This window comes from Pseudomonas sp. NPDC089758 (genome assembly GCF_044748705.1).
GTDB lineage: Bacteria > Pseudomonadota > Gammaproteobacteria > Pseudomonadales > Pseudomonadaceae > Aquipseudomonas > Aquipseudomonas putida_X.
Window position 1 is genome coordinate 297,554 of record NZ_JBIVGN010000002.1, and the last position, 25,597, is coordinate 323,150.

22 protein-coding genes and 4 tRNA genes are annotated in these 25,597 nt (G+C 63.0%); 11 read left to right on the plus strand and 15 right to left on the minus strand.

From position 1 onward, the window contains the following. The first annotated feature begins 276 nt into the window (after positions 1–276). From ACIPZH_RS04070 to ACIPZH_RS04095, 6 genes are all read left to right on the plus strand, one after another. Positions 277–1,341, plus strand: coding sequence for an ABC transporter substrate-binding protein (locus tag ACIPZH_RS04070; RefSeq protein WP_400635243.1), 1,065 nt, complete (start codon positions 277–279; stop codon positions 1,339–1,341). Positions 1,342–1,450: 109 nt separating this feature from the next. Beyond that, positions 1,451–2,257, plus strand: a complete 807-nt coding sequence (locus ACIPZH_RS04075; protein ID WP_400628586.1) for an alkaline phosphatase family protein — start codon at positions 1,451–1,453, stop codon at positions 2,255–2,257. Further along, a complete protein-coding gene (locus tag ACIPZH_RS04080; protein ID WP_267821799.1) occupies positions 2,254–3,093 on the plus strand; it encodes an ABC transporter permease subunit in 840 nt (279 codons plus the stop codon). The genes ACIPZH_RS04075 and ACIPZH_RS04080 overlap by 4 nt, the downstream gene beginning before the upstream one ends. After that, entirely contained in the window at positions 3,083–3,889 is an 807-nt protein-coding gene (locus ACIPZH_RS04085) for an ABC transporter permease (RefSeq protein WP_267821797.1), read from the plus strand. The genes ACIPZH_RS04080 and ACIPZH_RS04085 overlap by 11 nt, the downstream gene beginning before the upstream one ends. A gap of 1 nt (position 3,890) precedes the next feature. Further along, entirely contained in the window at positions 3,891–4,880 is a 990-nt protein-coding gene (locus ACIPZH_RS04090) for an ABC transporter ATP-binding protein (protein WP_241802817.1), read from the plus strand. A 13-nt stretch (positions 4,881–4,893) separates the two neighbouring features. After that, positions 4,894–5,547: an HAD family hydrolase gene (locus ACIPZH_RS04095; RefSeq protein ID WP_400635245.1), complete on the plus strand. Its 654-nt coding sequence runs from the start codon at positions 4,894–4,896 to the stop codon at positions 5,545–5,547. Between the two features lie 115 nt (positions 5,548–5,662). Here ACIPZH_RS04095 and ACIPZH_RS04100 read toward each other — a convergent pair whose 3' ends face one another. After that, the gene (locus ACIPZH_RS04100; protein ID WP_241802815.1) at positions 5,663–6,625 is read right to left on the minus strand and encodes an NAD(P)H-quinone oxidoreductase; all 963 of its coding nucleotides are present in this window, start codon (positions 6,623–6,625) and stop codon (positions 5,663–5,665) included. Positions 6,626–6,767: 142 nt separating this feature from the next. Between ACIPZH_RS04100 and ACIPZH_RS04105 the strand changes: the two genes are divergently transcribed. After that, positions 6,768–8,849 carry a carboxy terminal-processing peptidase gene (locus ACIPZH_RS04105; protein WP_267821788.1) on the plus strand — a complete coding sequence of 694 codons (2,082 nt, stop codon included), beginning with the start codon at positions 6,768–6,770 and terminating at the stop codon, positions 8,847–8,849. A gap of 144 nt (positions 8,850–8,993) precedes the next feature. Here ACIPZH_RS04105 and ACIPZH_RS04110 read toward each other — a convergent pair whose 3' ends face one another. The 6 genes from ACIPZH_RS04110 to ACIPZH_RS04135 all read right to left on the minus strand — a co-directional run bounded on the left by ACIPZH_RS04110 (position 8,994) and on the right by ACIPZH_RS04135 (position 12,264). Next, the gene (locus tag ACIPZH_RS04110; RefSeq protein ID WP_012313182.1) at positions 8,994–9,362 is read right to left on the minus strand and encodes a hypothetical protein; all 369 of its coding nucleotides are present in this window, start codon (positions 9,360–9,362) and stop codon (positions 8,994–8,996) included. Continuing rightward, positions 9,359–9,697, minus strand: a complete 339-nt coding sequence (locus ACIPZH_RS04115) for a helix-turn-helix transcriptional regulator (RefSeq protein WP_241802810.1) — start codon at positions 9,695–9,697, stop codon at positions 9,359–9,361. The genes ACIPZH_RS04110 and ACIPZH_RS04115 overlap by 4 nt, the downstream gene beginning before the upstream one ends. 244 nt (positions 9,698–9,941) lie before the next feature. Continuing rightward, positions 9,942–10,550, minus strand: coding sequence for a Fic/DOC family protein (locus ACIPZH_RS04120; protein ID WP_400635248.1), 609 nt, complete (start codon positions 10,548–10,550; stop codon positions 9,942–9,944). Further along, entirely contained in the window at positions 10,547–10,717 is a 171-nt protein-coding gene (locus tag ACIPZH_RS04125) for a YhfG family protein (protein WP_241802805.1), read from the minus strand. The genes ACIPZH_RS04120 and ACIPZH_RS04125 overlap by 4 nt, the downstream gene beginning before the upstream one ends. Before the next feature lie 73 nt (positions 10,718–10,790). Next, the gene (locus ACIPZH_RS04130) at positions 10,791–11,231 is read right to left on the minus strand and encodes a YkvA family protein (protein ID WP_400635250.1); all 441 of its coding nucleotides are present in this window, start codon (positions 11,229–11,231) and stop codon (positions 10,791–10,793) included. Between the two features lie 280 nt (positions 11,232–11,511). Further along, positions 11,512–12,264 (minus strand): FKBP-type peptidyl-prolyl cis-trans isomerase, encoded by a 753-nt coding sequence (locus tag ACIPZH_RS04135; RefSeq protein ID WP_241802803.1) that lies wholly within the window; start codon positions 12,262–12,264, stop codon positions 11,512–11,514. Positions 12,265–12,609: 345 nt separating this feature from the next. On the opposite strand from ACIPZH_RS04135, the gene ACIPZH_RS04140 reads away from it, so the two are divergent. Next, positions 12,610–13,914, plus strand: coding sequence for a hypothetical protein (locus ACIPZH_RS04140; protein ID WP_400628574.1), 1,305 nt, complete (start codon positions 12,610–12,612; stop codon positions 13,912–13,914). 62 nt (positions 13,915–13,976) lie between these two features. On the opposite strand, the gene pcaQ is transcribed toward ACIPZH_RS04140, so the two are convergent. From pcaQ to ACIPZH_RS04160, 4 genes are all read right to left on the minus strand, one after another. Next, positions 13,977–14,909: a pca operon transcription factor PcaQ gene (pcaQ, locus tag ACIPZH_RS04145; protein WP_241802801.1), complete on the minus strand. Its 933-nt coding sequence runs from the start codon at positions 14,907–14,909 to the stop codon at positions 13,977–13,979. Between the two features lie 126 nt (positions 14,910–15,035). Beyond that, the gene (nirD, locus tag ACIPZH_RS04150) at positions 15,036–15,398 is read right to left on the minus strand and encodes a nitrite reductase small subunit NirD (RefSeq protein WP_349976033.1); all 363 of its coding nucleotides are present in this window, start codon (positions 15,396–15,398) and stop codon (positions 15,036–15,038) included. Then, entirely contained in the window at positions 15,398–17,950 is a 2,553-nt protein-coding gene (gene nirB, locus ACIPZH_RS04155; protein ID WP_400635252.1) for a nitrite reductase large subunit NirB, read from the minus strand. Before nirB ends, nirD begins: the two co-directional genes overlap by 1 nt. Positions 17,951–18,251: 301 nt before the next feature. Next, a complete protein-coding gene (locus ACIPZH_RS04160; RefSeq protein WP_400635254.1) occupies positions 18,252–22,241 on the minus strand; it encodes a molybdopterin-dependent oxidoreductase in 3,990 nt (1,329 codons plus the stop codon). Between the two features lie 313 nt (positions 22,242–22,554). Here ACIPZH_RS04160 and map point away from each other — a divergent pair, with 313 nt between their 5' ends. After that, positions 22,555–23,331 (plus strand): type I methionyl aminopeptidase, encoded by a 777-nt coding sequence (map, locus tag ACIPZH_RS04165; RefSeq protein WP_400628566.1) that lies wholly within the window; start codon positions 22,555–22,557, stop codon positions 23,329–23,331. An 88-nt stretch (positions 23,332–23,419) separates the two neighbouring features. Here the strand turns inward: map and ACIPZH_RS04170 are convergent. The 4 genes from ACIPZH_RS04170 to ACIPZH_RS04185 form a co-directional block, all read right to left on the minus strand. Further along, positions 23,420–23,496: transfer RNA gene (locus ACIPZH_RS04170), tRNA-Asp, on the minus strand. A gap of 13 nt (positions 23,497–23,509) precedes the next feature. Next, positions 23,510–23,585: transfer RNA gene (locus tag ACIPZH_RS04175), tRNA-Val, on the minus strand. 169 nt (positions 23,586–23,754) lie between these two features. Further along, a tRNA-Asp gene (locus ACIPZH_RS04180) sits at positions 23,755–23,831 on the minus strand. Between the two features lie 13 nt (positions 23,832–23,844). Next, positions 23,845–23,920 (minus strand) — tRNA-Val (locus tag ACIPZH_RS04185). A gap of 216 nt (positions 23,921–24,136) precedes the next feature. Here ACIPZH_RS04185 and rdgC point away from each other — a divergent pair. Further along, positions 24,137–25,057 carry a recombination-associated protein RdgC gene (gene rdgC / locus ACIPZH_RS04190; RefSeq protein ID WP_008098477.1) on the plus strand — a complete coding sequence of 307 codons (921 nt, stop codon included), beginning with the start codon at positions 24,137–24,139 and terminating at the stop codon, positions 25,055–25,057. Between the two features lie 222 nt (positions 25,058–25,279). Further along, positions 25,280–25,597: a quaternary ammonium compound efflux SMR transporter SugE gene (gene sugE / locus ACIPZH_RS04195; RefSeq protein WP_012313171.1), complete on the plus strand. Its 318-nt coding sequence runs from the start codon at positions 25,280–25,282 to the stop codon at positions 25,595–25,597.

Consider the following 25,597-nt stretch of genomic DNA (forward strand, 5'->3'; position numbering starts at 1 on the left):
GGCAGGGCTGATGAACATGCTGTGACAAAGCGCCGTTGCACGCTTGATCAGGGCACTGCCAGATTCGGGCCAAGCCTTGTGAATCGGGGCTTGCGATCTGGTCTACGCTGTATTCGCAGGAAGCGGCAGCACCGGGGTTCACCCCTTCCCTTACATCAAATTGTCACGCAACCGGCCTACCTTGGCGCAAGGTTTGCTGACCTAGACCAAAGGTTTGCCAAGCAAGGCTTCACTCATAACAACGATCGCGCAAGGCACCCACCAAAGGAGCTTCGGATGAAAAAGTTGTTCATGGCGTCACTGCTGGGCTCGGCCATGGCCCTGTGTACCTCGGCCATGGCCGCCAGCACCGACCTCAAGGCCCTGGAAGACGCCGCCCGAAAGGAAGGCACGATCAATAGCGTGGGCATGCCCGATGCCTGGGCCAACTGGAAAGGCACCTGGGAAGACCTGGCCAGCAAGTACGGCCTCAAGCACACCGACACCGACATGAGCTCGGCCCAGGAAATCGCCAAGTTCGATGCCGAGAAGGACAACGCCAGCGCCGACATCGGTGACGTCGGGGCCGCCTTCGGCCCGATTGCGGTGGCCAAGGGTGTGAGCCAGCCGTACAAGCCAAGCACCTGGGACCAGGTGCCGGCGTGGGCCAAGGACAAGGATGGGCACTGGGCGCTGGCGTATACCGGCACCATCGCCTTCATCATCAACAAGGACCTGGTGAAGGAAGAAGAACGCCCTAAAACCTGGCACGACCTGGAAAAAGGCAAGTACAAGGTCGCCATCGGTGATGTCAGCACTGCCGCCCAGGCCGCCAATGGTGTGCTGGCCGCAGCCATCGCCTACAAGGGCGATGAGGGCAACGTCGCCCCGGGCCTTCAGCTGTTCACCAAGCTTGCCCAGCAGAAGCGACTGTCGCTGGCCAACCCAACCATCCAGACCCTGGAGAAAGGCGAGGTCGAGGTGGGCGTGGTATGGGACTTCAACGGCCTGAGCTACCGCGACCAGATCGACCCGAAACGCTTCGAAGTGCTGATCCCGTCGGACGGCTCGGTCATTTCCGGCTACACCACCATCATCAACAAGTACGCCAAGAACCCCAATGCGGCCAAGCTTGCGCGTGAGTACATCTTCAGCGATGCCGGGCAGATCAACCTGGCCAAGGGGCATGCCCGGCCGATCCGCGCCGAGCACCTGAAACTGCCGGCGGACGTGCAGGCCAAGCTGCTGCCTAACGAGCAGTACGGCGCTGCGCAGCCGATCAAGAACCCCGAGGTATGGGAAACGACCTCGAAGAAGCTGCCGCAGATGTGGCAGGAGCAAGTCATCATCGAGATGGAATGAAGAAGCTTCAGGCTTCAAGCCGCGAGCTGCAAGTACAAGCCGGTGATCGACATGCCGGCGTGTGCTTGCAGCTTGTAGCTTGAAGCTTGCAGCTCCACTGGGAGCCACCATGCAACACAACGTCATCCTGGTCTTGCTCGACGGCCTCAACCACCAGGTCGCGCACCACGCCATGGGCCACCTGCACGCTTACGTCGAAGCCGACCGTGCCGCGCTGTACCGGGTGGAATGCGAGCTGCCCTCGCTGTCCCGGCCACTGTACGAGTGCATCCTCACCGGCGTGGCGCCGATCGATAGCGGCATCGTGCACAACAACGTCAACCGCCTGTCCAACCAGCGCAGCGTGTTCCACTACGCCCGCGAGGCCAACCTGGGCACCGCGGCGGCGGCCTATCACTGGATGAGCGAACTGTATAACCGCTCGCCTTTCGACCCGCAGCGCGACCGCCATACCCACGCGCCAAAGCTGCCGATCCAGCATGGCCTGTTCTATTGGGACGACCGTTACCCCGACTCGCACCTGCTGGCCGACGCCGAGTACCTGCGCCGCCGGCATGCGCCGAATTTTTTGCTGGTGCACCCGATGAGCATCGACGACACCGGCCACCGCCACGGCCTGGACAGCAGCCAGTACCGCAACGCTGCGCGCAGCGCCGACATCCTGCTGGCCGACTACCTGCCGCACTGGCTCGAAGAGGGCTACCAGGTATTGGTCACCGCCGACCACGGCATGAACAACGACCGTTCGCACAACGGCCTGCTGGCCGAAGAGCGTGAAGTACCGCTATTCGTGTTTGGCGACGCCTTCAGCCTCGACCCGGCCGCCAAGCCGCTGCAGACCGAGCTGTGCGGCACCATCTGCGAGTTGCTTGACGTTGCCCACGACAAGACGGTCTGCCGGGAGCTGCTCAAGTGAGTGGCGGCGCCCGCGGGCGCTACCTGGCCTTGCTCTGCCTGCTGCCGTTTGCCGTGTTCTTCGTCATCTTCCAGATCGCCCCGCTGGCCTGGGTGGCCATCAACAGCGTGCAGTCGGAGGCGGGCTGGGGGCTGGCCAACTTCAGCAAAGTGTTCGCTTCGAAGTTCTACCTGCAGGCACTGCAACGCAGCCTGGAAATCAGCTTCTGGTCGAGCCTGTTCGGCATCATCATCGCCACCCTCGGTGCTTACTCGCTGCGCCAGGTCGATTCGCGCCTGCGCGACTTCGTCAGCGCCTTCGCGAACATGACCAGCAACTTCGCCGGCGTGCCGCTGGCCTTCGCGTTCATCATCCTGCTGGGTTTCAATGGGGCGCTGACCCTGCTGCTCAAGCAGATTGGCCTGCTGGAAGACTTCAGCATCTACTCCAGCAACGGCCTGATCCTGGTCTACACCTACTTCCAGATCCCCCTGGGCGTGCTGCTGCTCTACCCGGCCTTCGATGCCCTGCGCGAAGACTGGCGCGAATCGGCCGCGTTGCTGGGCGCCAGCCACTGGCAATACTGGCGGCACATCGGCCTGCCGGTGCTGACACCGGCCCTGCTCGGCACCTTCGTCATCCTGCTGGCCAACGCATTGGGCGCGTATGCCACGGTGTATGCGCTGACCACCGGCAATTTCAACGTGCTGCCGATCCGCATCGCCGGCCTGGTGGCCGGTGACATCAGCCTGGACCCCAACCTGGCCAGCGCGCTGGCCATGGTGCTGGTGGGCTTGATGACGGTGGTCACGCTCGTTCATCAATGGCTGCTGAAACGGAGCTACCATGCACGCTAACCGCTCAACCAGGCCGAGCGCCGGCAGCCTCTACCACCGCGTCGTGGTGTACCTGCTGTTTCTCATTTTGCTGCTGCCACTGGCCGGCACCCTGCTCTACTCGCTGGCCACCAGCTGGTCAGCCAGCCTGCTGCCCAGCGGCCTGACCCTGAAGTGGTACGTGGCGCTGTGGGGCGAGCCGCGCTTTCTCGCGGCCTTCGGCCAGTCGCTGCTGGTGTGCCTGGGCGCGCTGCTACTGTCGGTGGTGCTGATCCTGCCGCTGCTGTTCGTGGTGCACTACCACTTCCCCAGGCTCGATGCACTGATGAACATCCTCATCCTGCTGCCCTTCGCGGTGCCGCCGGTGGTGTCCTCGGTGGGCCTGCTGCAGTTGTACGGCAGCGGGCCGATGGCCATGGTCGGCACGCCGTGGATCCTGATCGGCTGCTACTTCACCATCGCCCTGCCGTTCATGTACCGGGCGATCACCAACAACCTGCAGGCGATCAACCTGCGCGACCTGATGGACGCCGCCCAGTTGCTCGGCGCCAGCACCTGGCAGGCGGCGTTCCTGGTGGTGCTGCCCAACCTGCGCAAAGGCCTGATGGTGGCGCTGCTGCTGTCGTTCTCGTTCCTGTTCGGCGAATTCGTGTTCGCCAACCTGCTGGTCGGCACGCGCTACGAAACCCTGCAGGTGTACCTGAACAACATGCGCAACAGCAGCGGCCACTTCAACAGCGCGCTGGTGATCTCGTACTTCGCCTTCGTGCTGGTACTCACCTGGGTCGCCAACCGCCTGAACAAGGACAAGACCTGACATGAGCTTCGTCAGCGTACAGAAACTGCACAAACGCTATGCCGGGACCCCGGTGTTCGAGAATATCGACTGCCACATCGAACGCGGCGAATTCGTCACCCTGCTCGGCCCTTCAGGCTGCGGCAAGTCCACCCTGCTGCGCTGCATCGCCGGGCTGACCCCGGTAGACGGCGGGCAGATCCTGCTCGATGGCCAGGATATCGTGCCGCTGAGCCCGCAAAAGCGCGGCATCGGCATGGTGTTCCAGAGCTATGCGCTGTTCCCCAACATGACCGTGGAGCAGAATGTCGCCTTTGGCCTGCGCATGCAGAAGGTCAAGGCCAGTGACACGCAGGTACGGGTGCGCGAGGCGTTGGACCTGGTGGAGCTGGGCAGCTTTGCCGGGCGCTACCCGCACCAGCTGTCCGGCGGCCAGTGCCAGCGTGTGGCCCTGGCCCGCTCGCTGGTCACCCGCCCACGCCTGCTGCTGCTCGACGAGCCGCTGTCGGCGCTGGATGCACGTATTCGCAAGCACCTGCGCGAGCAGATCCGCGCCATTCAGCGCGAGTTGGGGCTGACCACCATCTTCGTTACCCATGACCAGGAAGAAGCGCTGACCATGTCTGATCGCATCTTCCTGATGAACCAAGGGCGTATCGTCCAGAGCGGCGATGCCGAAACCCTTTACACGGCACCGGTGGACCTGTTCGCCGCCGGCTTTATCGGCAACTACAACCTGCTCGACCCGCAAAGCGCCAGCCGCCTGCTGCAGCGCCCGGTGACCAGCCGCCTGGCGATTCGCCCCGAGTCGATCACCTTGAGCCTGGAGGGCGAACGGGACGGCGAAGTGCGCAGCCACAGCCTGCTCGGCAATGTGATCCGCTACCGGGTACGGGTGCGTGACGTGGAACTGGTGGTGGATGTGCTCAATCGCTCATCGGCCGATCTGCACGCGGACGGCCAACGGGTATCCTTGTCGATCGACCCCACGGCGCTACGGGAAGTGGCCTAAGGAGACTCAACGCATGGCACTGGCAATTTTCGATCTGGACGAAACCCTGATCCACGGCGACTGCGCGTCGCTATGGAGCGAGCAGATGGCGCGGCTGGGCTGGGTCGACGGCAAGGAGTTCCTGCGCCGCGACCATGCCCTGATGGAGGCCTACGGCAAAGGCCACCTGCAGATGGAGGAGTACATGGCCTTCAGCCTGGAGCCGATTGCCGGGCGCACCCTGGAAGAAGTCGAGCACCTGGTTGAACCCTGGGTGGAGGATATCATCGAGCCGATCATTTTCGGTGATGCGTGCCGCTGCATCGCCGAGCACCGCAAGCGTGGCGACCGCATCCTGATCATTTCTGCTTCCGGCACCCACCTGGTCGGGCCGATTGCGGCGCGGTTGGGCGTGGACGAGTACCTGGCGATCGAGCTGGAGGCTGTGAACGGGGTGTATACCGGCAAGACCCACGGCGTGCTGACTTACCGTGAGGGCAAGATCACCCGCCTGCTGGAGTGGCTGGACCAGGAGCAGGAAAACCTGGAGGGGGCGAGCTTCTATTCCGATTCGCGCAATGATCTGCCGTTGTTGCTGAAGGTTGATCACCCGCATGCAGTTAACCCTGATGCGGTGCTGCGCGAGCATGCCGAGAAGAATGGCTGGCCAATCTTGAGCTGGTCTTGAGGGCCGCGGGGGCGCCTTGCGCCCCAATCGCGACCCACGGCGGCTGCAGGAGCTTGCACGCCCCTGCAGCAGCGGGCTGGTGTCGCGGCGGGGCCGTAAAGCAGCCCCGGCAATCTCACGCCAGGCTAGGGTCGATCACCATCACCAGCTTGCCCGACACCTGATTGCTCTCGAGTTCGGCATAGGCTGCCTGGGCGAACTCGACCGGGTAGGTGTCCACCAGCTGCGGCGACAAACGCTTTTCGCTGAACAACGGCCACACCTGCTGTTGCAACTCGCGCAGCAGCTCGGCCTTGAACCCGTCGTCACGGTTGCGCAACGTGGAGCCGGTGATTTCCAGGCGCTTGCCCAGCACCTGCGCCAGGTCCAGTTCAACCGTGCGCCCGCCCATCAGGCCGATGATCACCCAGCGTCCATCGCGGGCCAGCAGCTTGAGGTTGAGCTGCCCGTAGCTGGCGCCCACCGGGTCGAGAATCACGTCGAACGGGCCCATGCCCTCCAGCGCGTCCAGGTTTTCATTGCGCACCACCCCGCCCGTCGCGCCCAGTGCCTGGCAGTACGCCAGGCGGTCCTGCGAGCCAACGCTGACGTACACCGGGTTGCCGAACGCCTTGCACAACTGGATGGCGGCCGAGCCGACGCCACTGGCACCGGCGTGTACCAACACCTTCTCGCCAGCCTTCACTGCGCCCAACTGGAAAATGTTCAGCCACGCGGTGGCGTAGACCTCGGGTAGCGCTGCGGCCTCGTGCAGGGTCAGGCCCTCGGGTACTGGCAGCACATGGCGGGCATCGACCACCACTTCTTCGGCCATGGCCCCGCTGGCCAGCAGCGCGCACACTCGGTCGCCTACCCGCCAGTCGGCACCCGCGCCCACCTCTTCCACCACCCCGGCGCATTCCAGGCCCATGTAAGGGCTGGCGCCGGGCGGTGGCGGATAAAGCCCCTTCATTTGCAGCAGATCGGCCCGATTCAGGCCCGCCGCAGCCACGCGAATGCGTACCTGGCCGGCATCCAGGGCCGGGCGCTCGGCCTCGACCCACTCCACATGTCCGTCTTCGCCTTGCAATGCCTTCACAGTGCCTCCATAGTTGATTGACATGACTGAGCCTGGGGTACCCACGCCCCTGGCTTTTTGCAGTATTTGCCCGGCTCCATGGAACCGGCAACGGAAAAGACGGCCTACTATGCGTGATCAATTGCCTCCACGTCGAATCAGCATGAAGCATTTCCTTCCAAGCACCGCCCTGGCCCTGATGATCGGGCTGGGTAGCCTCACGCTCGGCGGCAATGCGTCGGCCGCCAACAAATGGGACAGCCTGCAGCCGGACCGTGACGAAATCGTCGCCAGTCTCAATGTGGTTGAGTTGCTCAAACGTCACCATTACAGCAAGCCGCCGCTCGATGACGCCCGCTCGGTGATCATCTACGACAGCTACATCAAGCTGCTCGACCCTGCGCGCAGCTACTTCACTGCGGCTGACATCGCCGAGTTCGACAAGTGGAAGCGCCAGTTCGACGACTTCCTCAAAAGCGGCAACCTCGACCCTGGCTTCACCATCTACAAGCGCTACCTGGACCGCGTCAAGCAACGCCTGGACTTCGCCCTGGCCGAGCTGAACAAGGGCGTCGACAAGATGGACTTCACCACCAAGGAAACCTTGCTGATCGACCGCAAGGATGCGCCGTGGCTGAAGAACCAGGCCGAGCTGGACGACCTGTGGCGCAAACGCGTCAAGGACGAGGTGCTGCGCCAGAAGATCGCCGGCAAAGAGCCCAAGCAGATTCAGGAAACCCTGACCAAGCGTTACAAGAACCAGCTGTCGCGCCTGGATCAGACCCGTGCCGAAGACATCTTCCAGGCCTACATCAATACGTTCGCCCAGTCCTACGACCCGCACACCAACTACCTGTCGCCGGACAACGCCGAGAACTTCGACATCAACATGAGCTTGTCGCTCGAAGGCATCGGCGCGGTGCTGCAAAGCGACAATGACCAGGTCAAGATCGTGCGCCTGGTCCCTGCAGGCCCTGCGGCCAAGACCAAGCAAGTGGCCCCGGCCGACAAGATCATCGGCGTTGCCCAGGGCAACAAGGAAATGGTCGACGTGGTCGGCTGGCGCCTGGACGAAGTGGTCAAGTTGATCCGTGGCCCGAAAGGCTCGGTCGTGCGCCTGGAAATCATCCCGGCCAGCAATGCCCCGAGCGACCAGACCAGCAAAGTGGTGTCGATCACCCGCGAGGCGGTCAAGCTTGAAGAGCAGGCGGCGAAGAAGTCGGTGCTCAAGCTCAAGCAGGCTGGCCGTGACTACAAGCTGGGGATCATTGAAATTCCGGCCTTCTACCTGGACTTCAAGGCGTATCGCGCCGGGGACCCGGAGTACAAGAGCACCACGCGTGACGTGAAGAAGCTGCTCACCGAACTGCAGAAGGAAAAAGTCGACGGCGTGGTCATCGACCTGCGCAACAACGGCGGCGGCTCCCTGCAAGAAGCCACCGAGCTGACCAGCCTGTTCATCGAGAAGGGCCCTACGGTGCTGGTTCGCAACAGCGATGGCCGGGTGGACGTGCTGGAAGACGAAAACCCTGGCGCCTTCTACAAAGGCCCGCTGGCGCTGCTGGTCAACCGCCTCTCGGCCTCGGCCTCGGAAATCTTCGCCGGCGCCATGCAGGATTATCACCGCGCGCTGATCATCGGCGGCCAGACCTTCGGTAAAGGCACCGTGCAGACCATTCAGCCGCTCAACCATGGCGAGCTGAAACTGACCCTGGCGAAGTTCTACCGGGTTTCCGGGCAGAGCACCCAGCATCAGGGCGTGCTGCCGGACATCGATTACCCGTCGATCATCGACACCAAGGAAATCGGTGAAAGCGCCCTGCCCGAGGCCATGCCGTGGGACACCATCCGCCCGGTGGTCAAGCCAGCGGCCGACCCGTTCAAGCCCTTCCTGGCGCAGCTCAAGGCGCAGCATGAAGCGCGCAGCGACAAGGACGCGGAGTTCACTTATATCCGTGACCGCCTGGCCCTGACCCAGAAGCTGATGAATGAGAAGACCGTCAGCCTCAACGAGCAGGACCGCCGCGCCCGCCACGATGAAATCGAAGCCAAGCAGCTCGCGCTGGAAAACATCCGCCGCAAGGCCAAGGGTGAAGAGCCGCTCAAGGAACTGAAGAAAGAGGACGAGGACGCCCTGCCGACCGAGGATGAAAACACCAAGCCCGAAGACGACGCTTACCTGTCCGAGACGGGTCGCATCCTGATCGATTACCTCAGTGCCAGCACCAAGGTAGCCAAGCAGTAATCAGTCATCGCGCTGATGTGACACAAAAGGGGCCGAGCATGTAAGTGCTCGGCCCCTTTTGTTTTCGGTGTGTACCATGGGTGGCAACAGTGCGGCGCACGTCTATCGGCCTACGACCGCAATCACAGCGCCACCCTCAACCTGTCAGGCAATCTCCGGGTAGGCATACTCGAAGACCCGCACAACTTCCGAAGCATGCCACGACGCGGCCTCCATGCCGTCGACCGGCCCGGAGAAGCGCCCAAGGCGCTCAACGCATTCGAAAAAACCGGTGCGCGGCAAGCGGCTGGCGCCCTGGCTGATCACCAGTGAGCTGCGCAGCGGCTGCTCGGCACGGGCATCGAGCACCGCCAGGTACTCGAGCGCCGCAGTCAGCGTCTGCATGGCAGGGCTGGGCAATTGCAAACGCTCGATCAGTGCGCGGTAAGTCAGTAAATGGCGTTGGCGGCGGGCCAGGTCAAGCTCGTCCAGCAAGCTCTGCCAATGCTGACGGCTGATCCTGACCTGGCTCATGACGGCTCGCTCCAGCCCGCCACCCCCAGGTGCCAGGCCAGGGCACGGCGGATCGCTGCATCCGGCTGGCGTTCACCTGACTCGATCATCGCCAGGTAGGCGGGGCTTACCCCCACATTGCGCGCCAATTGCTCGGGCGCAATGCCTTTGGCCTGACGCAACTGCCCTACCTCGCTGAACGCGGGCAAACTGGCACTTGGCTCAGTATGATCGCGGGTTTCGCCAACCGCCTCGGCAGGCGCCTGGCCGGCCGCCTTGAGCAGCGCCTGATACTGCTCCCAGGGAACGACGGCGTACTCGGGCTGACCGTCCCGGCTAATGACCTGAATACCCATAACAACCCCCTTACGTAGGATTACCGCATGTAATCCGCTCAGCAGCCCCAGGCTTGCATCTCTCACAGGCCTGCCTTAACTGCGCGTGCTTGCCGATGCATAGAGCCGTCGTCGACCAATAGCGAAAGGCAATCGGGCTGCTCTTCTTCTGTTATATCTCATTGTAAGGGATTTCCACCTGCCGCGCGCTCTCGACAGTCAAGGAGGACAATCTCGCGAATGCGCTGGCGCCTATAGGCAGCGTTTAGTCATTTTCCAGGATTGGCTGACCGATACACCGAGCGAATATCTGGGCTAAATATCCGTCGTCGCCATGGTAAGAAAGGATGTTGGCGTGAATCCACTCGTCACGCTGGACAGCCTCCCACGTAATAGAAAAGCCCGCATTGATGATGATCCACTCAAACAGAATGCGCTGCGTACGGCCATTGCCTTCCCTGAAGGGGTGCGCGACATTCAATGTACCGTAAGCTTCAGCTACTGCGGTGATCAGATGGTCACGCGAATACCCTTCAAACCACCCTGCCGCAGCGATCCTTGAAAACTCCTTCCTGGTTTCAGGTTCTATGAATTCTGGGCTACAAAACCGCGTACTTCCCTTACTGATCGCACTGCTGCGAACTCGCCCTGCCCAGCTGTAGATGCGGGAAAACAGGGCACTGTGGATTTGCTTCAGCGAATCCAGGCTGTAAGGAGGCGGTAAGAACTCCAAACGGGAAGCCGCGAGCGCGCTGAGGTAGCGTTCGGCATCTTCGAGATCGTCAGGGTCGTGCAACTCGAGCAGGTTAATCAGAACGTCAGTACCCGGATAGCAGTCCGAGTCTTGTTCGGAACCGTACTTGTCCGAACTCAAGCCTTGATCAGCCGCACTGCTTTGAGGGCTGCGGCACGCGTTGGCAGCTTGATCTCACCCTCGCCATTCGACACCCATACACCTTCAAGGCGCAGGCTGGCCGCATAGTTGGCTTTGCGGTGCTTGGCGAACCAGGCTTTCTTGGCTTCCAAACTGAGCTTTTCCATCTCTATGACCCTTGGTTAGCAGGCAGTGTGTGTATTGTAGCCGAACCCTCTGCACCAGTGGAAAACGGTGCTTTTAGGGCGTTTTACGCTCCAGGCGCAACGCTTCAGGGGTGTCAGGCAAGCGCTCGACCACGCGCAAGCGCTCGGGGGCCTGGCTGTCGCGCCAAGCCTTGAACCGCGCCAGCTCATCGGAGACGGTTTTCAGCACCCAGCCGAGCACGGCGATGTCATCGAGAAAACCTACGCCCAGCAGCCAGTCGGGGATCGCATCGATGGGGCTGACGAAATACAGCAGGCCGGCGACGATGGTCACCAGTGCCTTGGGGCTGATCGCGCGGTACTCGCCACGCCACCAGGCCAGGCACAGCGACTGCAACAGCTTGATGTCTTCACGCAACTGGCCCAGGCGCGGGCCCTTGCGGGCCACCGCGAACAGCAAAGCCGGCAAGCGGCCACGGCTTAGCAGGCGCTCGGCCAAGGGCAGGAAGCGGGCGAAATTCCAGGGTGCGCTCATGTAGCCTCCAGCAGGGAGAGGTTATCCACATTTATTGTGGATAACCTTGTGAACAGGGCGAAGTTTCTGACGGCAGGTGCCTGTAAAGCAAGGGCCTCGGTCAGATCGGGCGTTTTTTACACAGTCGTTTCAAAACCGCAAACGATTTGCGTCAGAAGCCTCCTGCTTCTTCACGCTGCCCTTTCTCGGACAGCCTGCTGCCCCGGAGGTTCGGCCTGAGGCCTGCTACACAAACGACAACGCCCCGTCGAAACGGGGCGTTGTGCACTACCAGCCGGTATTACTTGGCGGGTGCTTCAGCCGGAGCTTCAGCTTCAGGCGCGTCGCCTTGCAGCTGGGCCGGGTCCTTGATGGCGATCAGTTCCAGGTCGAACACCAGCACCGAGTTGGCCGGGATCAGCGGGCTTGGGCTCTGTGCGCCATAGGCCAGTTCAGCCGGGATGAACAGCTTGTACTTCTCGCCAACGTGCATCAGCTGCAGGCCTTCGACCCAGCCTGGAATGACACCACTGACCGGAAGGTCGATCGGGCTGCCACGCTCTACCGAGCTGTCGAACACCTTGCCATCGATCAGCTTGCCTTCGTAGTGGACAGTCACCACGTCGGTCGGCTTGGGCTGTGGGCCGTCGGCCTTCTTGACCACTTCGTACTGCAGGCCCGAGGCGGTAGTGACCACACCTGGCTTCTTGGCATTTTCTTCGAGGAACTTCTTGCCGGCGGAGGCGGCTTCTTCGCTGGCCTTGGCCAGGCGCTCCTCGGCGCGCTTCTGCAGCGCGGTGAAGGCTTCTACCAGCTCTTCGTCCTTGATGCGCTGTTCTTTCTTGCCAACGGCGTCTTCGATGCCGAGGGCGACGGCTTTGGAATCAAGGTCTTCCATGCCTTCCTGAGCCAGGCTCTTGCCCATGTTCAGGCCGATACCGTAGGAGGCTTTCTGTGCCGGAGTTTTCAGCTCGGGGCTGCTGGCTTGTTGATCACAGCCAGCCAGTACCAGGCCTACCAGGGCAACCGCAGCCGCCAAACGATGCTGTTTCATGCTATTTCCTTGTTCATGCGCCATGTGGGCAATCAGGGTAAAGCCGCGAGCTTATCAGGCGGCCATTACCAATGGCTACCGGCATAAGAGCGGGTTTCATGGAGTAAGTTCACTCGGTAGCGCGCTTGCACTCAACCTTAAGGGCCTTTGGCCAGTATTGACCATAAGCCCAGCAAACGCCCCTGCAAACTTGGCCCTTCCAGCGGCCGGCCCCAAGCTGGCATTTCTGCCAGTAGCGCCCTACTTGAGCCTGGTTTCCAATGAGCCTGCAACGCACCTGACGCGCAATGGCTGATCACCCCCTAAGCCGCACGGCCCGCGTTCACTCATTACCGAGGAAGAGCCATGAACATTTCGCCAAAGCCCAACCGCTCAACCCGTAAGCCCCGCACATCCATCGAGCTGCCGCAGGCCCCTATCGATTGTGATTACGGCATCCATGGGCTCGCCTACATCTTTGAAAAAATCGCCGGGTCACGGGCTAACACCAATGCAATCATCAACAGTACGGTGAGCGCTGGTCGCAGTTATGTAATCGGTGAAAGTTACAATCCCCAAACGAGTGAAGCGAAGGTTTTCGTGGCTTGCCTGAAGGATCTAGGCACCCTGGACAACAGTTTCGGTGACGGTGGAATCTTCGATTTCAACAAGGCAGCCAGCACCGACTACATGGACCCCAAAAGCATCGTGGAGGATGCTGCGGGCAATATACTCATCGCTCTCAAGGTGGTGGGGCAATCAGCCAGCCACCTTTGGAAACTGAGTGCCGGTGGACAACCGGACCCGAATTTTGGGGACCGCAAGGGGTACGTGGATACCCGCCACTTGATCGGCGAAGAGTTGGTGCTGGAACACTTGGCAGTGACGAAGGGCCACATTTTCGCCACCGGTGGCAAGTCAGAGAACTTCGAACCGGTGGTGCTGGGGCTGGACAATGACGGCGCATTGCGCGCAGATTTTGGTGATGATGGCCTGGTTGATGTCAGCAAGCTAATACCCGATACCGACTCACACATTGTCGACGGCATTGCCAGTTTCACGTCCCCCTCGAATGCGCAGCAGCTGGTATTGACCTGGTACCTGATACGGGGGGAAGACCCCTACAGCGTTACCACAGCCATGACCCCTGACGGCAAAGTGGATGATAACTTTGGCACCAAGGGTTTCCACTGGTCAGCCCCCTGGATCATCAATAATGGTTTTTCCGTAGACCCCGTCGCCAAGCGAATCACCTTTTACGGGGAACTGTACGACGTCGATGAAGATATCAGCCACCCGACCGTTTACCGCATCGACTATTCGGGGGCGCCGGCCAGGGAGTTCAACGGCGGCGAAGCGTTGGTATTTGACAAGCCGGGCGGTTGGTACGCCGGCGTAGAAACAGCCGGTGGCCTGGTGGGTTACGGGCATTTCTACACTTATTCGCTTGCCTTCAGCTTGACCTCCGAGGGCACGTTCGACACCCGCTTCGTCCCGCCCTTCGGCTACGGCCAGTTCGGCGCACAAATACCAGAGGACGGCTTCTATGCCTCTGGATCGACGGTCTCGCTCGATGCAGGCAACCAGCGCTTGTTGATCAATGGCCGTGACGAAGAGGTCCGCGGCTCGACTGTTCCCTGTGTGGCCGCGGTGGCCTTGCCAAGCGCTTGACAGCAGTTGAGCATCAAGCCCACGAGCGTTCCTCGGCCAGGAACGCTCGGCTACGACGAAGCTTACGGGTACGACCGCTCGCGATATTGCCCCGCCACTTCCCGCAATACATCGCACACCCACTGCCCGGGCAGGCTCAGCGCCAAGGCGGCATTGCGGCAGATACCCACCGACCCACCCGGTTCCCGCACCCCTAGGTCGAGCTCGGCCAGTTCGCCGCGGCGCAGGTCGAGCAGCACCGCATCACGCGGCGCCACCCACACGGCGTCACTGCCTAGCAGGTACCGGCGGCTCAAGGCCAGTGAGAGGGTCTCCAGGCGCTGGGCCGGCAGTTGAATGCCGCATTGCACGAACAGGCTGTCGGCGTGCTGGCGTATGGTCGTGCCCGGTGGCGGCAGCACCAGCGGGTATCGGCCGACGCGGGCTCGGTCTACTTGCGTGCTGGCCAGCAATGGGTGGCCGGGGCGCACGACCAAAGCCATCGACTCGCTGTACAGGTGTTCGAACGACAAACCCTGGATCTGCGGGCTGTCGGTCATGCGCCCCACCACCAATTCCAGTTCCCCCAGGCGCAACTGCCCGAGCAACTGTGCACTGGCCCCGGTCACCACACTGATCAGCAACGCCTCGTGGCGTTGGTGCAGCCGGCACAGCACTTCGGGCATCAGCAGGCCTTCGACCGTGGACAGCACGCCGATGCGCACCTGCGACGGTGCCCGCGCTTCACCGCGCAAGCTGCTCACGCCGTCGCGCAGGGCCTGCACGCTGGGCCCGGCGTAATGCATGAAACGGGTGCCGGCCGGGGTCAGCTCGACCCCTTGGCGGCTGCGCTCGAACAGACGCGTTTCGAGCAGGTCCTCAAGCTCCTTGAGGGTCTTGGAAATCGCAGGCTGGCTGATCGCCAGAATGTCAGCGGCCCTGGCCAGGCTGCCCTGCCGGGCAATCTCCAGAAAGCACAGCAGGTGGCGGTACTTGATGCGGGTGTCGAGGTTCATGCGCCAAGCTTACCGCATCGCCACCTGTGGCGTACCCAGGGTTCCTCGCCCCGGTCTTTAGAAGTCGCAATCGGCGGCGCCCGCGCTATCGCTTGTTCAGAAGCACACGCAGAACCCGAGCCGGGATCAGGCCAGCGCCACTTCCACTGCCTCCCCGTTCAGCCGTACCGGCCACACACGTAAGTGCTGGCTGGCATCTTCCAGGCAGGCCCCGCTGTGCAGGCTGAAGTGCTGCTTGTACAGCGGGGCTGCCACCACCAGCTCACCCTGCAGGCTGCCCACCAGCCCGCGGCCAATGATGTTGGCCCCCGAGCGTGGGTCGCGGTTGTCCACCGCGTACAGGCTCTGCGCCTGCCCCGGCAGGTAGAACAGGGCGACCTGGATACCATCGAGCCAGACCACCACACCGGAGTCGGCGACCAGGTCAGCGGTGTGGCACACCGCTTGCCAGTTGGGTTGCTTTGCCACAGCAGCATTGGACAGGTTCATCAGACAGCCTCCTCGACGGTAGGGATCAGGTGCAGGGGTGCAGCGGGGCGACGTTGTTCACGCTCGCGGACGAAGTGCACGTCCGGGTCGGCGCGCCGATCGTTGACGAAGGTACGGAAGCGCTTGAGCTTTTCCGGATCGTTGAGGGCATTGGCCCATTCGCATTCGTACTGCTCGACCACATGCTGCATCTGCGCTTCCAGCTCGGCAGCCAGGCCCAGGCTGTCTTCGAGGATCACCTGCTTGAGGTAATCCAGGCCGCCGTCCAGGCTTTCGCGCCACACCGACGTGCGCTGCAGCTTGTCGGCGGTGCGGATGTAGAACATCAGCACGCGGTCGATCAGGCGTACCAGGGTCTCGTCATCCAGGTCGGTAGCGAACAGCTCGGCATGGCGTGGGCGCATGCCGCCATTGCCGCAGATGTAGAGGTTCCAGCCTTTGTCGGTGGCGATCACGCCGATGTCCTTGCTTTGCGCCTCGGCGCATTCGCGGGTGCAGCCAGAGACCGCGAACTTGAGCTTGTGCGGGCTGCGCAGGCCCTTGTAGCGGTCCTCCAGGCGCAGCGCCATGGCGACGCTATCCTGCACACCGTAGCGGCACCAGGTGCTGCCTACGCAGGACTTCACCGTGCGGGTCGACTTGCCGTAGGCGTGGCCAGTCTCGAAGCCGGCCTCGATCAGCTCGCCCCAGATCAGCGGCAGCTCGTGCAACTGGGCACCGAACAGGTCGATGCGTTGGCCGCCGGTGATCTTGGTGTAAAGGTCGTACTTCTTGGCCACCTGACCGATCACGATCAGTTTGTCCGGGGTGATTTCGCCGCCGGGAATGCGCGGCACCACCGAATAGGTACCGTTTTTCTGCATGTTGGCCATGAAGGTGTCGTTGGTGTCCTGCAGCGGCACCAGCGCAGGGTCCATGATCGGTTGGTTCCAGCACGAAGCGAGGATGTTGCCCACCGCCGGCTTGCAGATGTCGCAGCCGACATGGCCCTGGCCATGGCGCGCCAGCAAATCATTGAAGGTGCGTATGCCACCCACCCGCACCAGCCCGTACAGCTCCTGCCGGGTATAGGCGAAGTGTTCGCACAGGCGCTTGTCCACGGCCACGCCACGGGCGGTGAGTTCATGCTCGAACACTTGCTTGAGCAGCGCCGCGCAGCCGCCACAGCCGGTGGCAGCCTTGGTGCAGCCCTTTACCGCAGCCAGGTCGGCGCAACCACTGTCAATCGCTGCGCACACGGCGCCCTTGCTGACGTTGTGGCACGAGCAGATGGTCGCGCTGTCAGGCAGCGCATCGGCGCCCAGGGCTGGTACGCCGCCGCTTTGCGGCAGGATCAAGGCCGCCGGGTCGGCAGGCAGGGCGATGCCGTTCTGGGCGTACTGCAGCAATGTATCGTAGTAGCTGTTGTCGCCCACCAGCACGGCGCCAAGCACGTGCTTGCCGCTGGCATCGACCACCAGCCGGCGATAGGCGGCATTGGCCTCGTCGATGAAGCGGTAGCTGCGCGACCCGGGCGTGGCGCCATGGGCATCGCCGATGGAGCCGACATCGACGCCCAGCAGCTTGAGCTTGGTCGACATGTCGGCCCCGGTGAATTCCCCAGCCGCCTCGCCCAACAACAGCGCCGCGACGTTGCGCGCCATGCTGTAGCCCGGCGCAACCAGGCCGAACACGCTGCCGTTCCACGAGGCGCATTCACCGATGGCGAAGATCCGGGGGTCGCTGGAGCGGCAGTGGTTGTCGACCACCACCCCGCCGCGCGCGGCGATCTCCAGGCCGCAGGCACGGCCCAGGGCATCCTGAGGGCGGATGCCGGCAGAGAACACCACCAGGTCGGTTTCCAGGTGTTCGCCACCGTCGAAATTCATCCGATAGCGGTAGGCCTCGCCGTCGCTGATCGACTGGGTGGCGCGCGACAGGTGCACGCCTACGCCCAGGGCTTGGATCTGCGCCTTGAGCGCGGCGCCGCCTTCAGCATCCAGTTGCACCGGCATCAGCCGTGGCGCGAACTCCACCACGTGCGCTTCCAGGCCCAGGGACTTGAGGGCATTGGCCGCCTCAAGGCCCAGCAGACCGCCGCCCACCACTACGCCACGGGTGGCATCGACGGCTGCGGCGCGTATCGCGTCGAGATCGTCGAGGGTGCGATAGACCAGGCGGGCGTTGCCGCTGGAGCCCTCGATTGGGGGCACGAAGGGGTATGAGCCGGTGGCCAGGACCAGATGGTCGTACCCGTAGCGGCCTTCGGCGGTCACCACTTCACAGCGCTCGCGGTCGATCTGCAGCACCGCTTCACCCAGGTGCAGGTGCACCCCGTTGGCGCCATAGAAACCCTGCTCGCACAGGGCCAGGGTTTCGGCACAGCTGCCGCTGAAGTATTCAGACAGGTGCACGCGGTCGTAGGCGCGCTGGCGCTCCTCGCCGAACACGCGCAACTCGAAGCGCGCCAGCGCGCCGCGTTCGACCAGTTGCTCGACGCAATGGTGGCCCACCATGCCGTTGCCGACGATGACCAGTCGCTCTCGTTGCCCGCTGCTCGCTGTTGCCTTCATAAGCCGATCCTCGATCAAAAAAAAAGCGCCTGGAGCCGAAGCTCCAGGCGCCTTTGCCTGTATTCATCACGGAGTGCCCCCGGTTGATCGCCGTTGATCAGTGGGGCTTGTTGTGCTGGAGATAAAGCAGGGAATGTGCCAGTTACCTCGCCTGTCGCGGCCCTATCACCGGCAACCCGGCGCATGCAGGGCTTCGCTGTCATTTGGCCCTGTGCTGCAGGAGTGAAAGCCGGCTTACCGACGATAGAGCCAACCCGAACCACGCACATTCACGGTGCATTGCTCCCCATCCTGGAGCACTTCAATACACATCCCGGCGATAACGCCTGGCCTTGCTCAAGGCCTGCATGTAGGCATCGGCATCCACACCACCGTGCTCGGCAATGATCTCGCGCAGCACCGCATCCACATCCTTGGCCATGCGCTGAGCATCACCGCACACATAGAAGTAGGCCCCCGCCTCCAGCCACTGCCACACCTGCGCACCCTGCTCACGCATCCGCTGCTGCACATAGATCTTTTCTGCCTGATCGCGGGAGAACGCGGTATCCAGGCGCAGGTGGCCGCTGGCCTGCCAGGCCTGCAACTGCGTCTGGTAGTAAAAATCGGTGGCTGCACATTGCTCGCCGAAGAACAGCCAGTTTCGCCCTTTTGCCCCCCGCGCCTCGCGCTCTTCGAGAAACGCACGAAACGGCGCAATGCCTGTACCGGGGCCCACCATGATCAGCGGCACGTCATCGTCTTCAGGCAGGTGGAAATGCCGGGATGCCTGGGGAAAGATCGCCACTTTCACAGCCTGCCCCCGGTCAGCGAGGAAGCTCGAACTCACCCCTTTTCGCTGGCCATAACGCACGGTAGAGACGGTCAGATGCACCTGGCCGGGGTGGGCCAATGGGCTGGAACTGATCGAGTACAGGCGCGGTTGCAAGGGTTTGAGCAACTCGAGCCAGGTTGCCAACGGCAGGTCTTGTGGAAACGCGCGCAGCACGTCGGCCAACTGCCGGCCCCATAGCCAATCCTGCAGGGCTGCCGTGCGCTCAGGCTGCAACAGGTGCCGGAGGTCTTCAGCCTGCTGGCTGAAAACCTGCAGTTGCTGAGGGGTGACCCTGGCAATTTCCAGGTGCGACGCCAAGGCCTGGGCCAACGGCATGGGCGGCTGGCCCTTGAGTTCGACCAGGGCCTGGCCGTCCTGCTGCATGAGCGCCAACAACTCCTCCACCAGCGCCGGGCAGTTGCGGGGCCACACGCCCAGCGCATCGCCCACCGCGTAGGTGAAGCCGCTGCCGGGAAGCTCGAACACCAGCTGGCGGGTTTCCTTGCTTGAACCGGGGCCACTGAGCAGGGTGTTTTCCAGCAGCGTCGCCGCCCACGGCCGTTGCTTGCTGTACGGCGCAGCGGCGGCGGCGTGGTTGACCGGGCGCGCCACGGCAGCGCTGCCCAGCTGGGGCAACAGCGCGTCGAGCCAAGTGGCAAAGGCCTCATCGAAATCCGGTTCACAGTCGACCCGCGGCAGCAGGCGACGCCCCCCAAGTTCGGCCAGGCGCTGATCAAGCTTGCGACCAAAGCCGCAGAACTGGGCGTAACTGGAGTCGCCAAGGGCCAGCACCGCATAAGGCAGCTCAGCGCAGTGGGCGCCCTCCTCGCTCTGCAGCGCCCGCCAGAACGCGGTGGCGCTGTCGGGCGCATCACCATCGCCAAAGGTGCTGGCAATCAGCAGCACACTCGCCGCGCCTTGCAACTGGCTTGGGCTGATCGCCTCCATGCAACTGAGCTGCACCTGCAGCCCTGCGCCGCGCAAACGCTCTGCGCAGCGCTCGGCCAGCGCCTCGCCGTTGCCGGTTTGCGAGGCCCACAGCACCTGATGCCGGGCCGTGGCGGGGAGCAGCGCCGCTGCTGCCGGCTGCTGGGCGTACAGGCCGGCCAGCAGCCCGTCCACGAACGACCGCCGCGAGGCCGCCAAGGGGGCACTGGCCGGCAAACGGGGAACACCGTCGGCTCGCGCCTGGTCCAGGCCGAGCAGAAAGCCCTGCAGGTAATGGCGTTCGTCTTCGGCCAGCACGGGAGCTGGGAGGGTGTCCAGACCAAGCAGGCGAGAGAGGATCGCAGTCGGCATACGGGCAGGCTCCGGTGCATGGGTGGTGGTGCCAAGGTCCAGGGCATCGATGCGTTCTCCAGCAACCCGCTCGAGGGCCACGGCGCAGTGCTTGAGGGCAGGCTGCAGCGACAGCGGATCGACCGCATCGCAGGTCACGGCATTGATTGCCAGTTGCTCGCCGATCACATCGTTCCAATGGAACGGCGCGAAGCAATTGCCCGGCATGACCCGGTCGCTGATCCGCGCCGGCAGCACGGCCTGGCCCCGGCGCGAGCGGATCGCCACCTGGTCCCGGCCCTGGATGCCCAGCCGGGCGGCATCCTCGGGATGCAGCTCGACGAAAGGGCCTGGCTCCAGCCTGTTCAAGGCCGGCACCTTGCCGGTCTTGGTCAGGGTGTGCCATTGGTGTTGCACGCGCCCGGTATTGAGCACCAGTGGGTAGTCGGCGTCGGGCAGCTCCGGCGCGGGCAGCCAGGGCCGGGCGAAGAAGCGGGCCTTGCCACTGGCGGTGGGGAACACCGGGGCAGCGCATGCGCCGTCGTCGATGTAACGCACCGGGCTGCGGTCGTCCACGCGGCCGGGCGGGCAAGGCCACTGGTGCGGCTTGTCGCGCAGTTGCGGGTAGCCCACGCCACGCAGGTCGTAACCGGTGCGCGGGTTGTAGAAGCGACGAATTTCGTCGTACACCGCTTCGGCGTCGGCGTAGTCGAAGGCTTCGGCGTACCCCATGGCACAGGCGACCCGGGCGATGATCTGCCAGTCCGGCAAGCTCTGGCCCGGTGCCGGCACGGCGCGAGGCATCAGTGTGAGGTTGCGTTCGCTATTGATCATCACACCCTCGCCTTCAGCCCAGAGTGCGGCGGGCAGAAGAATGTCGGCGTATGGGTTGGTTTCGGTGTCGAGAAAGGCATCCTGGGTGATCACAAGCTGCGCCTGGCGCAGGCCATCGATCACCTGCTGGCGGTTGGCGACGCTGGCCACCGGGTTGCTGCAGATGATCCAGCAGGCTTTCACTTCGCCGGTTTTCATCTGCTCGAACAGGGCTACCGTGCCCTCGCCGCTTTCTGCCCGCAGGCTGCCCGGTGCCAGGCCCCATTGCGCTTCGACAAAACTACGGTCGGTGTCGACCAGCGCCGAGCGTTGGCCCGGCAGCCCCGGCCCCATATACCCCATCTCGCGGCCACCCATGGCATTGGGCTGGCCGGTCAGCGAGAACGGCCCGCTGCCGGGGCGGCAGATGGCGCCGGTGGCCAGGTGCAGGTTGCAGATTGCGTTGGTATGCCAGGTGCCGTGCACGCTCTGGTTCAGCCCCATGGTCCAGCAGCTCATCCACTCCCCTGCGCTGCCGATCCATGCGGCAGCCTGGCGGATGTCATCTTCTGCAAGGCCGGTGATGGCGGCGACGCGCTCAGGCGTGTAGTCGTCGAGGAAGGCCGGCAGCGCCTCCCAGCCCTCGGTGTGGCGAGCGATGAAGTCGGGGTTGGTCTGGCCATTGCGGTGCAGCAGATGCAACAGGCCATTGAGCAGTGCCAGGTCGCTACCGGGGCGCACTTGCAGGAACAGGTCGGCCTTGTCGGCGGTGGCAGTGCGGCGTGGGTCGACCACAATCAGCTTCGCCCCCGCCTTGACCCGGTCGAGCAGGCGCAGGAAGAGGATCGGGTGGCAGTCGGCCATGTTGGCACCCAGCACCAGGAACACCTCGGCACGCTCGAAGTCCTGGTAGCTCCCGGGCGGGCCATCGGCTCCCAGCGAGAGTTTGTAGCCGCTGCCGGCGCTGGCCATGCACAGGCGTGAATTGGACTCGATATGGCGCGTGCGGATAAAGCCCTTGGCCAGTTTGTTGGCCAGGTACTGGGCTTCCAGTGACATCTGCCCGGAAACGTAAAGCGCTACGGCGTCCGGGCCGTGCTGGTCGATGATGCCGCGCAGGCGCTCGGCAGCCTGGGCGATGGCCTGGTCCATGCTGCTGCGCGCCGGTTCATGGTCGCGTTGCTGGCGCACAAAGGCACTGTCCATGCGCCCGGCGGCGGTCAGGGGCAGGTGCGCGGTAAGGCCTTTGGTGCACAGACGGCCGAAGTTGCTCGGGTGCTGCTTGTCACCGCTGATCTTGCTGACCTTGCCATCGGCCACGCTCATGACGATGCCGCAGCCTACGCCGCAATAGGGGCAGACGCTGCGTACTTCGGTGCTGGCCATGGGGCGGGTCTCCTGGTGCAAACGCAAAAGGCGCCGGCTGCCCCGGCTTGCTTGGCAAGCGAGGGCAACACGGCGCCTTTGTCGTGAAGGGTTGAAGGCTGTCGACGTTGACGGCCTTGATGGGGGTCTTTCAGCAATTGTCGGGCCAGCCCCACCGCCCTGTCGCCAGCAAGCCGGCCGCTGCAGGATCACCGGTATTTCAACGCGGGTGGAGCGGGCAAGGCCTGCAGGGCAACGCACCATGCGGTGGCACCCCAACGCCCCGTGGCGCTATGCTGGGGCACATTCCAGCATGAGTTACTGCGCCTCCCACATGTCCCAAGTGATTCTCAAGACCTCCGCCCAACTCGACCTGATGCGCAACGCCGGCCGTTTACTGGCCCAGGTGTTCGCCGACCTCGACACCTTCATTCGCCCCGGTGTGACCACGATGCAGATCAACGACCGCGCTGAGGCCTTCATCGTCAACACCCTCAAGGCACGCCCGGCGAGCAAGGGCCAGTACGGCTTCCCCTACGCGCTCAATACCTCGGTGGACCATGTGGTCTGCCACGGTATGCCCAAGGCCGATGAGGTATTGCGTGAAGGGTCGATCATCAACGTGGATATCACGCTGGAACAAGGCGGCTACATAGCCGATTCGTCGAAGATGTATTGCCTGGGCCCGATCAGCGATGAGGCTCGGCGCCTGGTCGACACCACCTATGAGGCCCTGTGGAAGGGGATCGAGCAGGTGCGCCCGGGGGCGACGCTTGGCGACATCGGCCACGCCATCCAGGCCCATGCCGAAGCGGCGGGCTACAGCGTGGTGCGCGAGTACTGCGGCCATGGCATTGGCCAGCAGATGCACGAAGCGCCAGAGGTGCTGCATTACGGCCAGCGCGGCATGGGCATGAAGCTCAAGCCGGGCATGGTGTTTACCATCGAGCCGATGATCAACCAGGGCGGGCGTGGCACACGGACCTTGAAGGATGGGTGGACGGTGATTACCCGCGACCATACGCTGTCGGCGCAGTGGGAGCATACCGTGGCGGTGACCGAGGATGGGGTCGAGGTACTGACGCTACGCAAGGAAGAACGCGTGGGTTGAAAGCACGGGATACAGACACAAAAAAAGCGACCCTAAGGTCGCTTTTTTTGTGACTTCCGGGTGTTCAGTGGGCCCTGGAAGTGGAATATGGCGCAGCGGACGGGACTCGAACCCGCGACCCCCGGCGTGACAGGCCGGTATTCTAACCGACTGAACTACCGCTGCGCTATTCAACGAGTGGTGGGTGATGACGGGATCGAACCGCCGACCCTCTGCTTGTAAGGCAGATGCTCTCCCGGCTGAGCTAATCACCCTTCGTCTCGGTGAGGCGCGCATTCTACGGAGCAAGCGCAAGCCTGGCAAGCCGTAGGGCTGTTTTTTTTGAAAAAAATCGAAACCCCAAACAGCAGGCACAAAAAAAGCGACCCTAAGGTCGCTTTCTTCGTTACTTCCGGGTGTTCAGTGGGCCCTGGAAGTGGAATATGGCGCAGCGGACGGGACTCGAACCCGCGACCCCCGGCGTGACAGGCCGGTATTCTAACCGACTGAACTACCGCTGCGCTATACATCGAGTGGTGGGTGATGACGGGATCGAACCGCCGACCCTCTGCTTGTAAGGCAGATGCTCTCCCGGCTGAGCTAATCACCCTTCGTCTCGGTGTGGCGCGCATTCTACGGATGGGCCGCCACCCTGGCAAGCACATTTTTCAACTTTTCTAAAAAAAATGTTCAGGCCTTTCAAAGACCTAGCGCGGTCCAGGGTTTCTTTCTTCCTATATAGCTGCTGGCCCAATGACAGGGCTGGCCTGGAACGGCTGCACGGAGAATAATGCCCCCCTTATGCATTAAGGAGAGACTCACCCTCATGTGGTTCAAGAACCTGCTGACCTACCGCCTGACCCAGGATGTCCCATTCGAGGCTGAAGCACTGGAGGCCGCCCTGGCCAGCAAGCCGGCCCGCCCCTGCGCTAGCCAGGAGCTGACCACTTACGGTTTCGTCGCTCCGTTCGGCAAGGGCGAAGACGCCCCACTGGTGCACGTCAGCGGCGAGTTCCTGCTGATTGCCGCGCGCAAGGAAGAACGCATTCTGCCAAGCAGCGTGGTAAACGATGCTGTGAAGGAGAAGGTCGAAGAGATCGAGACCGAGCAGATGCGCAAGGTCTATAAAAAGGAGCGCGACCAGATCAAGGACGAGATCATCCAGGCGTTCCTGCCGCGGGCGTTCATCCGCCGCTCGATGATCTTCGCCGCCATCGCCCCGCGCCTGGGCATGATCCTGGTTAACTCGGCGAGCGCCAAGCGCGCCGAAGACCTGCTGTCGACGCTGCGTGAGGTGATGGGTTCGTTGCCGGTGCGCCCGGCGACGGTGAAAATCGCACCGACCGCGACCATGACCGACTGGGTCAAGTCGCAGCAGGCTGCCGAAGGTTTCTATGTGCTGGATGAATGCGAGCTGCGCGACACGGCCGAAGATGGCGGCATCGTGCGTTGCAAACGCCAGGACCTGACTGGCGAGGAAATCCAGCTGCACCTGAGCACTGGCAAGGTGGTCACGCAACTGGCTCTGGCCTGGCAGGACAAGCTGTCGTTCGTGCTGGACGACAAGATGGTGATCAAGCGCCTGAAGTTCGAGGAGCTGCTGCAAGAGCAGGCCGAGCAGGATGGCGGCGATGAAGCGGCCCAGCAGTTCGATGCCAGCTTCCTGCTGATGATGATGACCTTCAGCGAATTCCTGCCGGTGCTGTTCGAAGCCCTCGGCGGCGAAGAGATCCCCCAAGGGGTCTGACAGCAGCTGCAAGCTGTGAGCTGCAAGCTACAAGAAAGATCAAAAGCGGTAGTGCGGTGCTCAATACACCGCCGTACTGCTTGTAGCTTGTAGCTTGTAGCTTGCAGCTTGCAGCTTCAAGCTTGAAGCTGCATTATCAGGGCCACTGTGAGGACGACCTCACGACGCACTGCGTGACCATTACGGGGACGGCCCCATCAGTCAAACGATGGAGACTTACTCATGTCCTGGATCATCCTGTTCTTCGCCGGCCTGTTCGAAGTCGGCTGGGCTGTCGGCCTCAAATACACCGACGGCTTCACCCGCCCGCTTCCCACCGTGCTTACCGTCGGCGCAATGGTCATCAGCCTCGGCCTGCTGGGCCTGGCCATGAAAGAGCTACCGCTGGGCACCGCCTATGCCATCTGGACCGGCGTGGGTGCCGTCGGCACCGTCATCGCCGGCATCATCCTGTTCGGTGAGTCCATGGCCCTGGTGCGGCTGGTCAGTGTGGCGCTGATCGTTACCGGCCTGATCGGCCTGAAAGTCAGCGCCAGCTGA

Bases quoted from the DNA above. Each gene is read 5' to 3' on its own strand.
- pcaQ (WP_241802801.1), bottom strand. From the start codon at position 14,909: ATGAACCTCGACACCCGCATCAAGTACCGCCACCTGCTGTGCTTTCTG.
- ACIPZH_RS04125 (WP_241802805.1), bottom strand. From the start codon at position 10,717: ATGGAAAAGCTCAGTTTGGAAGCCAAGAAAGCCTGGTTCGCCAAGCAC.
- ACIPZH_RS04085 (WP_267821797.1), top strand. From the start codon at position 3,083: ATGCACGCTAACCGCTCAACCAGGCCGAGCGCCGGCAGCCTCTACCAC.
- rdgC (WP_008098477.1), top strand. From the start codon at position 24,137: ATGTGGTTCAAGAACCTGCTGACCTACCGCCTGACCCAGGATGTCCCA.
- ACIPZH_RS04115 (WP_241802810.1), bottom strand. From the start codon at position 9,697: ATGGGTATTCAGGTCATTAGCCGGGACGGTCAGCCCGAGTACGCCGTC.
- ACIPZH_RS04130 (WP_400635250.1), bottom strand. From the start codon at position 11,231: ATGAGCGCACCCTGGAATTTCGCCCGCTTCCTGCCCTTGGCCGAGCGC.
- sugE (WP_012313171.1), top strand. From the start codon at position 25,280: ATGTCCTGGATCATCCTGTTCTTCGCCGGCCTGTTCGAAGTCGGCTGG.
- ACIPZH_RS04075 (WP_400628586.1), top strand. From the start codon at position 1,451: ATGCAACACAACGTCATCCTGGTCTTGCTCGACGGCCTCAACCACCAG.
- ACIPZH_RS04070 (WP_400635243.1), top strand. From the start codon at position 277: ATGAAAAAGTTGTTCATGGCGTCACTGCTGGGCTCGGCCATGGCCCTG.
- ACIPZH_RS04135 (WP_241802803.1), bottom strand. From the start codon at position 12,264: ATGAAACAGCATCGTTTGGCGGCTGCGGTTGCCCTGGTAGGCCTGGTA.
- ACIPZH_RS04110 (WP_012313182.1), bottom strand. From the start codon at position 9,362: ATGAGCCAGGTCAGGATCAGCCGTCAGCATTGGCAGAGCTTGCTGGAC.
- nirD (WP_349976033.1), bottom strand. From the start codon at position 15,398: ATGAACCTGTCCAATGCTGCTGTGGCAAAGCAACCCAACTGGCAAGCG.
- ACIPZH_RS04160 (WP_400635254.1), bottom strand. From the start codon at position 22,241: ATGGCCAGCACCGAAGTACGCAGCGTCTGCCCCTATTGCGGCGTAGGC.
- ACIPZH_RS04140 (WP_400628574.1), top strand. From the start codon at position 12,610: ATGAACATTTCGCCAAAGCCCAACCGCTCAACCCGTAAGCCCCGCACA.
- map (WP_400628566.1), top strand. From the start codon at position 22,555: ATGTCCCAAGTGATTCTCAAGACCTCCGCCCAACTCGACCTGATGCGC.
- ACIPZH_RS04095 (WP_400635245.1), top strand. From the start codon at position 4,894: ATGGCACTGGCAATTTTCGATCTGGACGAAACCCTGATCCACGGCGAC.
- nirB (WP_400635252.1), bottom strand. From the start codon at position 17,950: ATGAAGGCAACAGCGAGCAGCGGGCAACGAGAGCGACTGGTCATCGTC.
- ACIPZH_RS04090 (WP_241802817.1), top strand. From the start codon at position 3,891: ATGAGCTTCGTCAGCGTACAGAAACTGCACAAACGCTATGCCGGGACC.
- ACIPZH_RS04105 (WP_267821788.1), top strand. From the start codon at position 6,768: ATGAAGCATTTCCTTCCAAGCACCGCCCTGGCCCTGATGATCGGGCTG.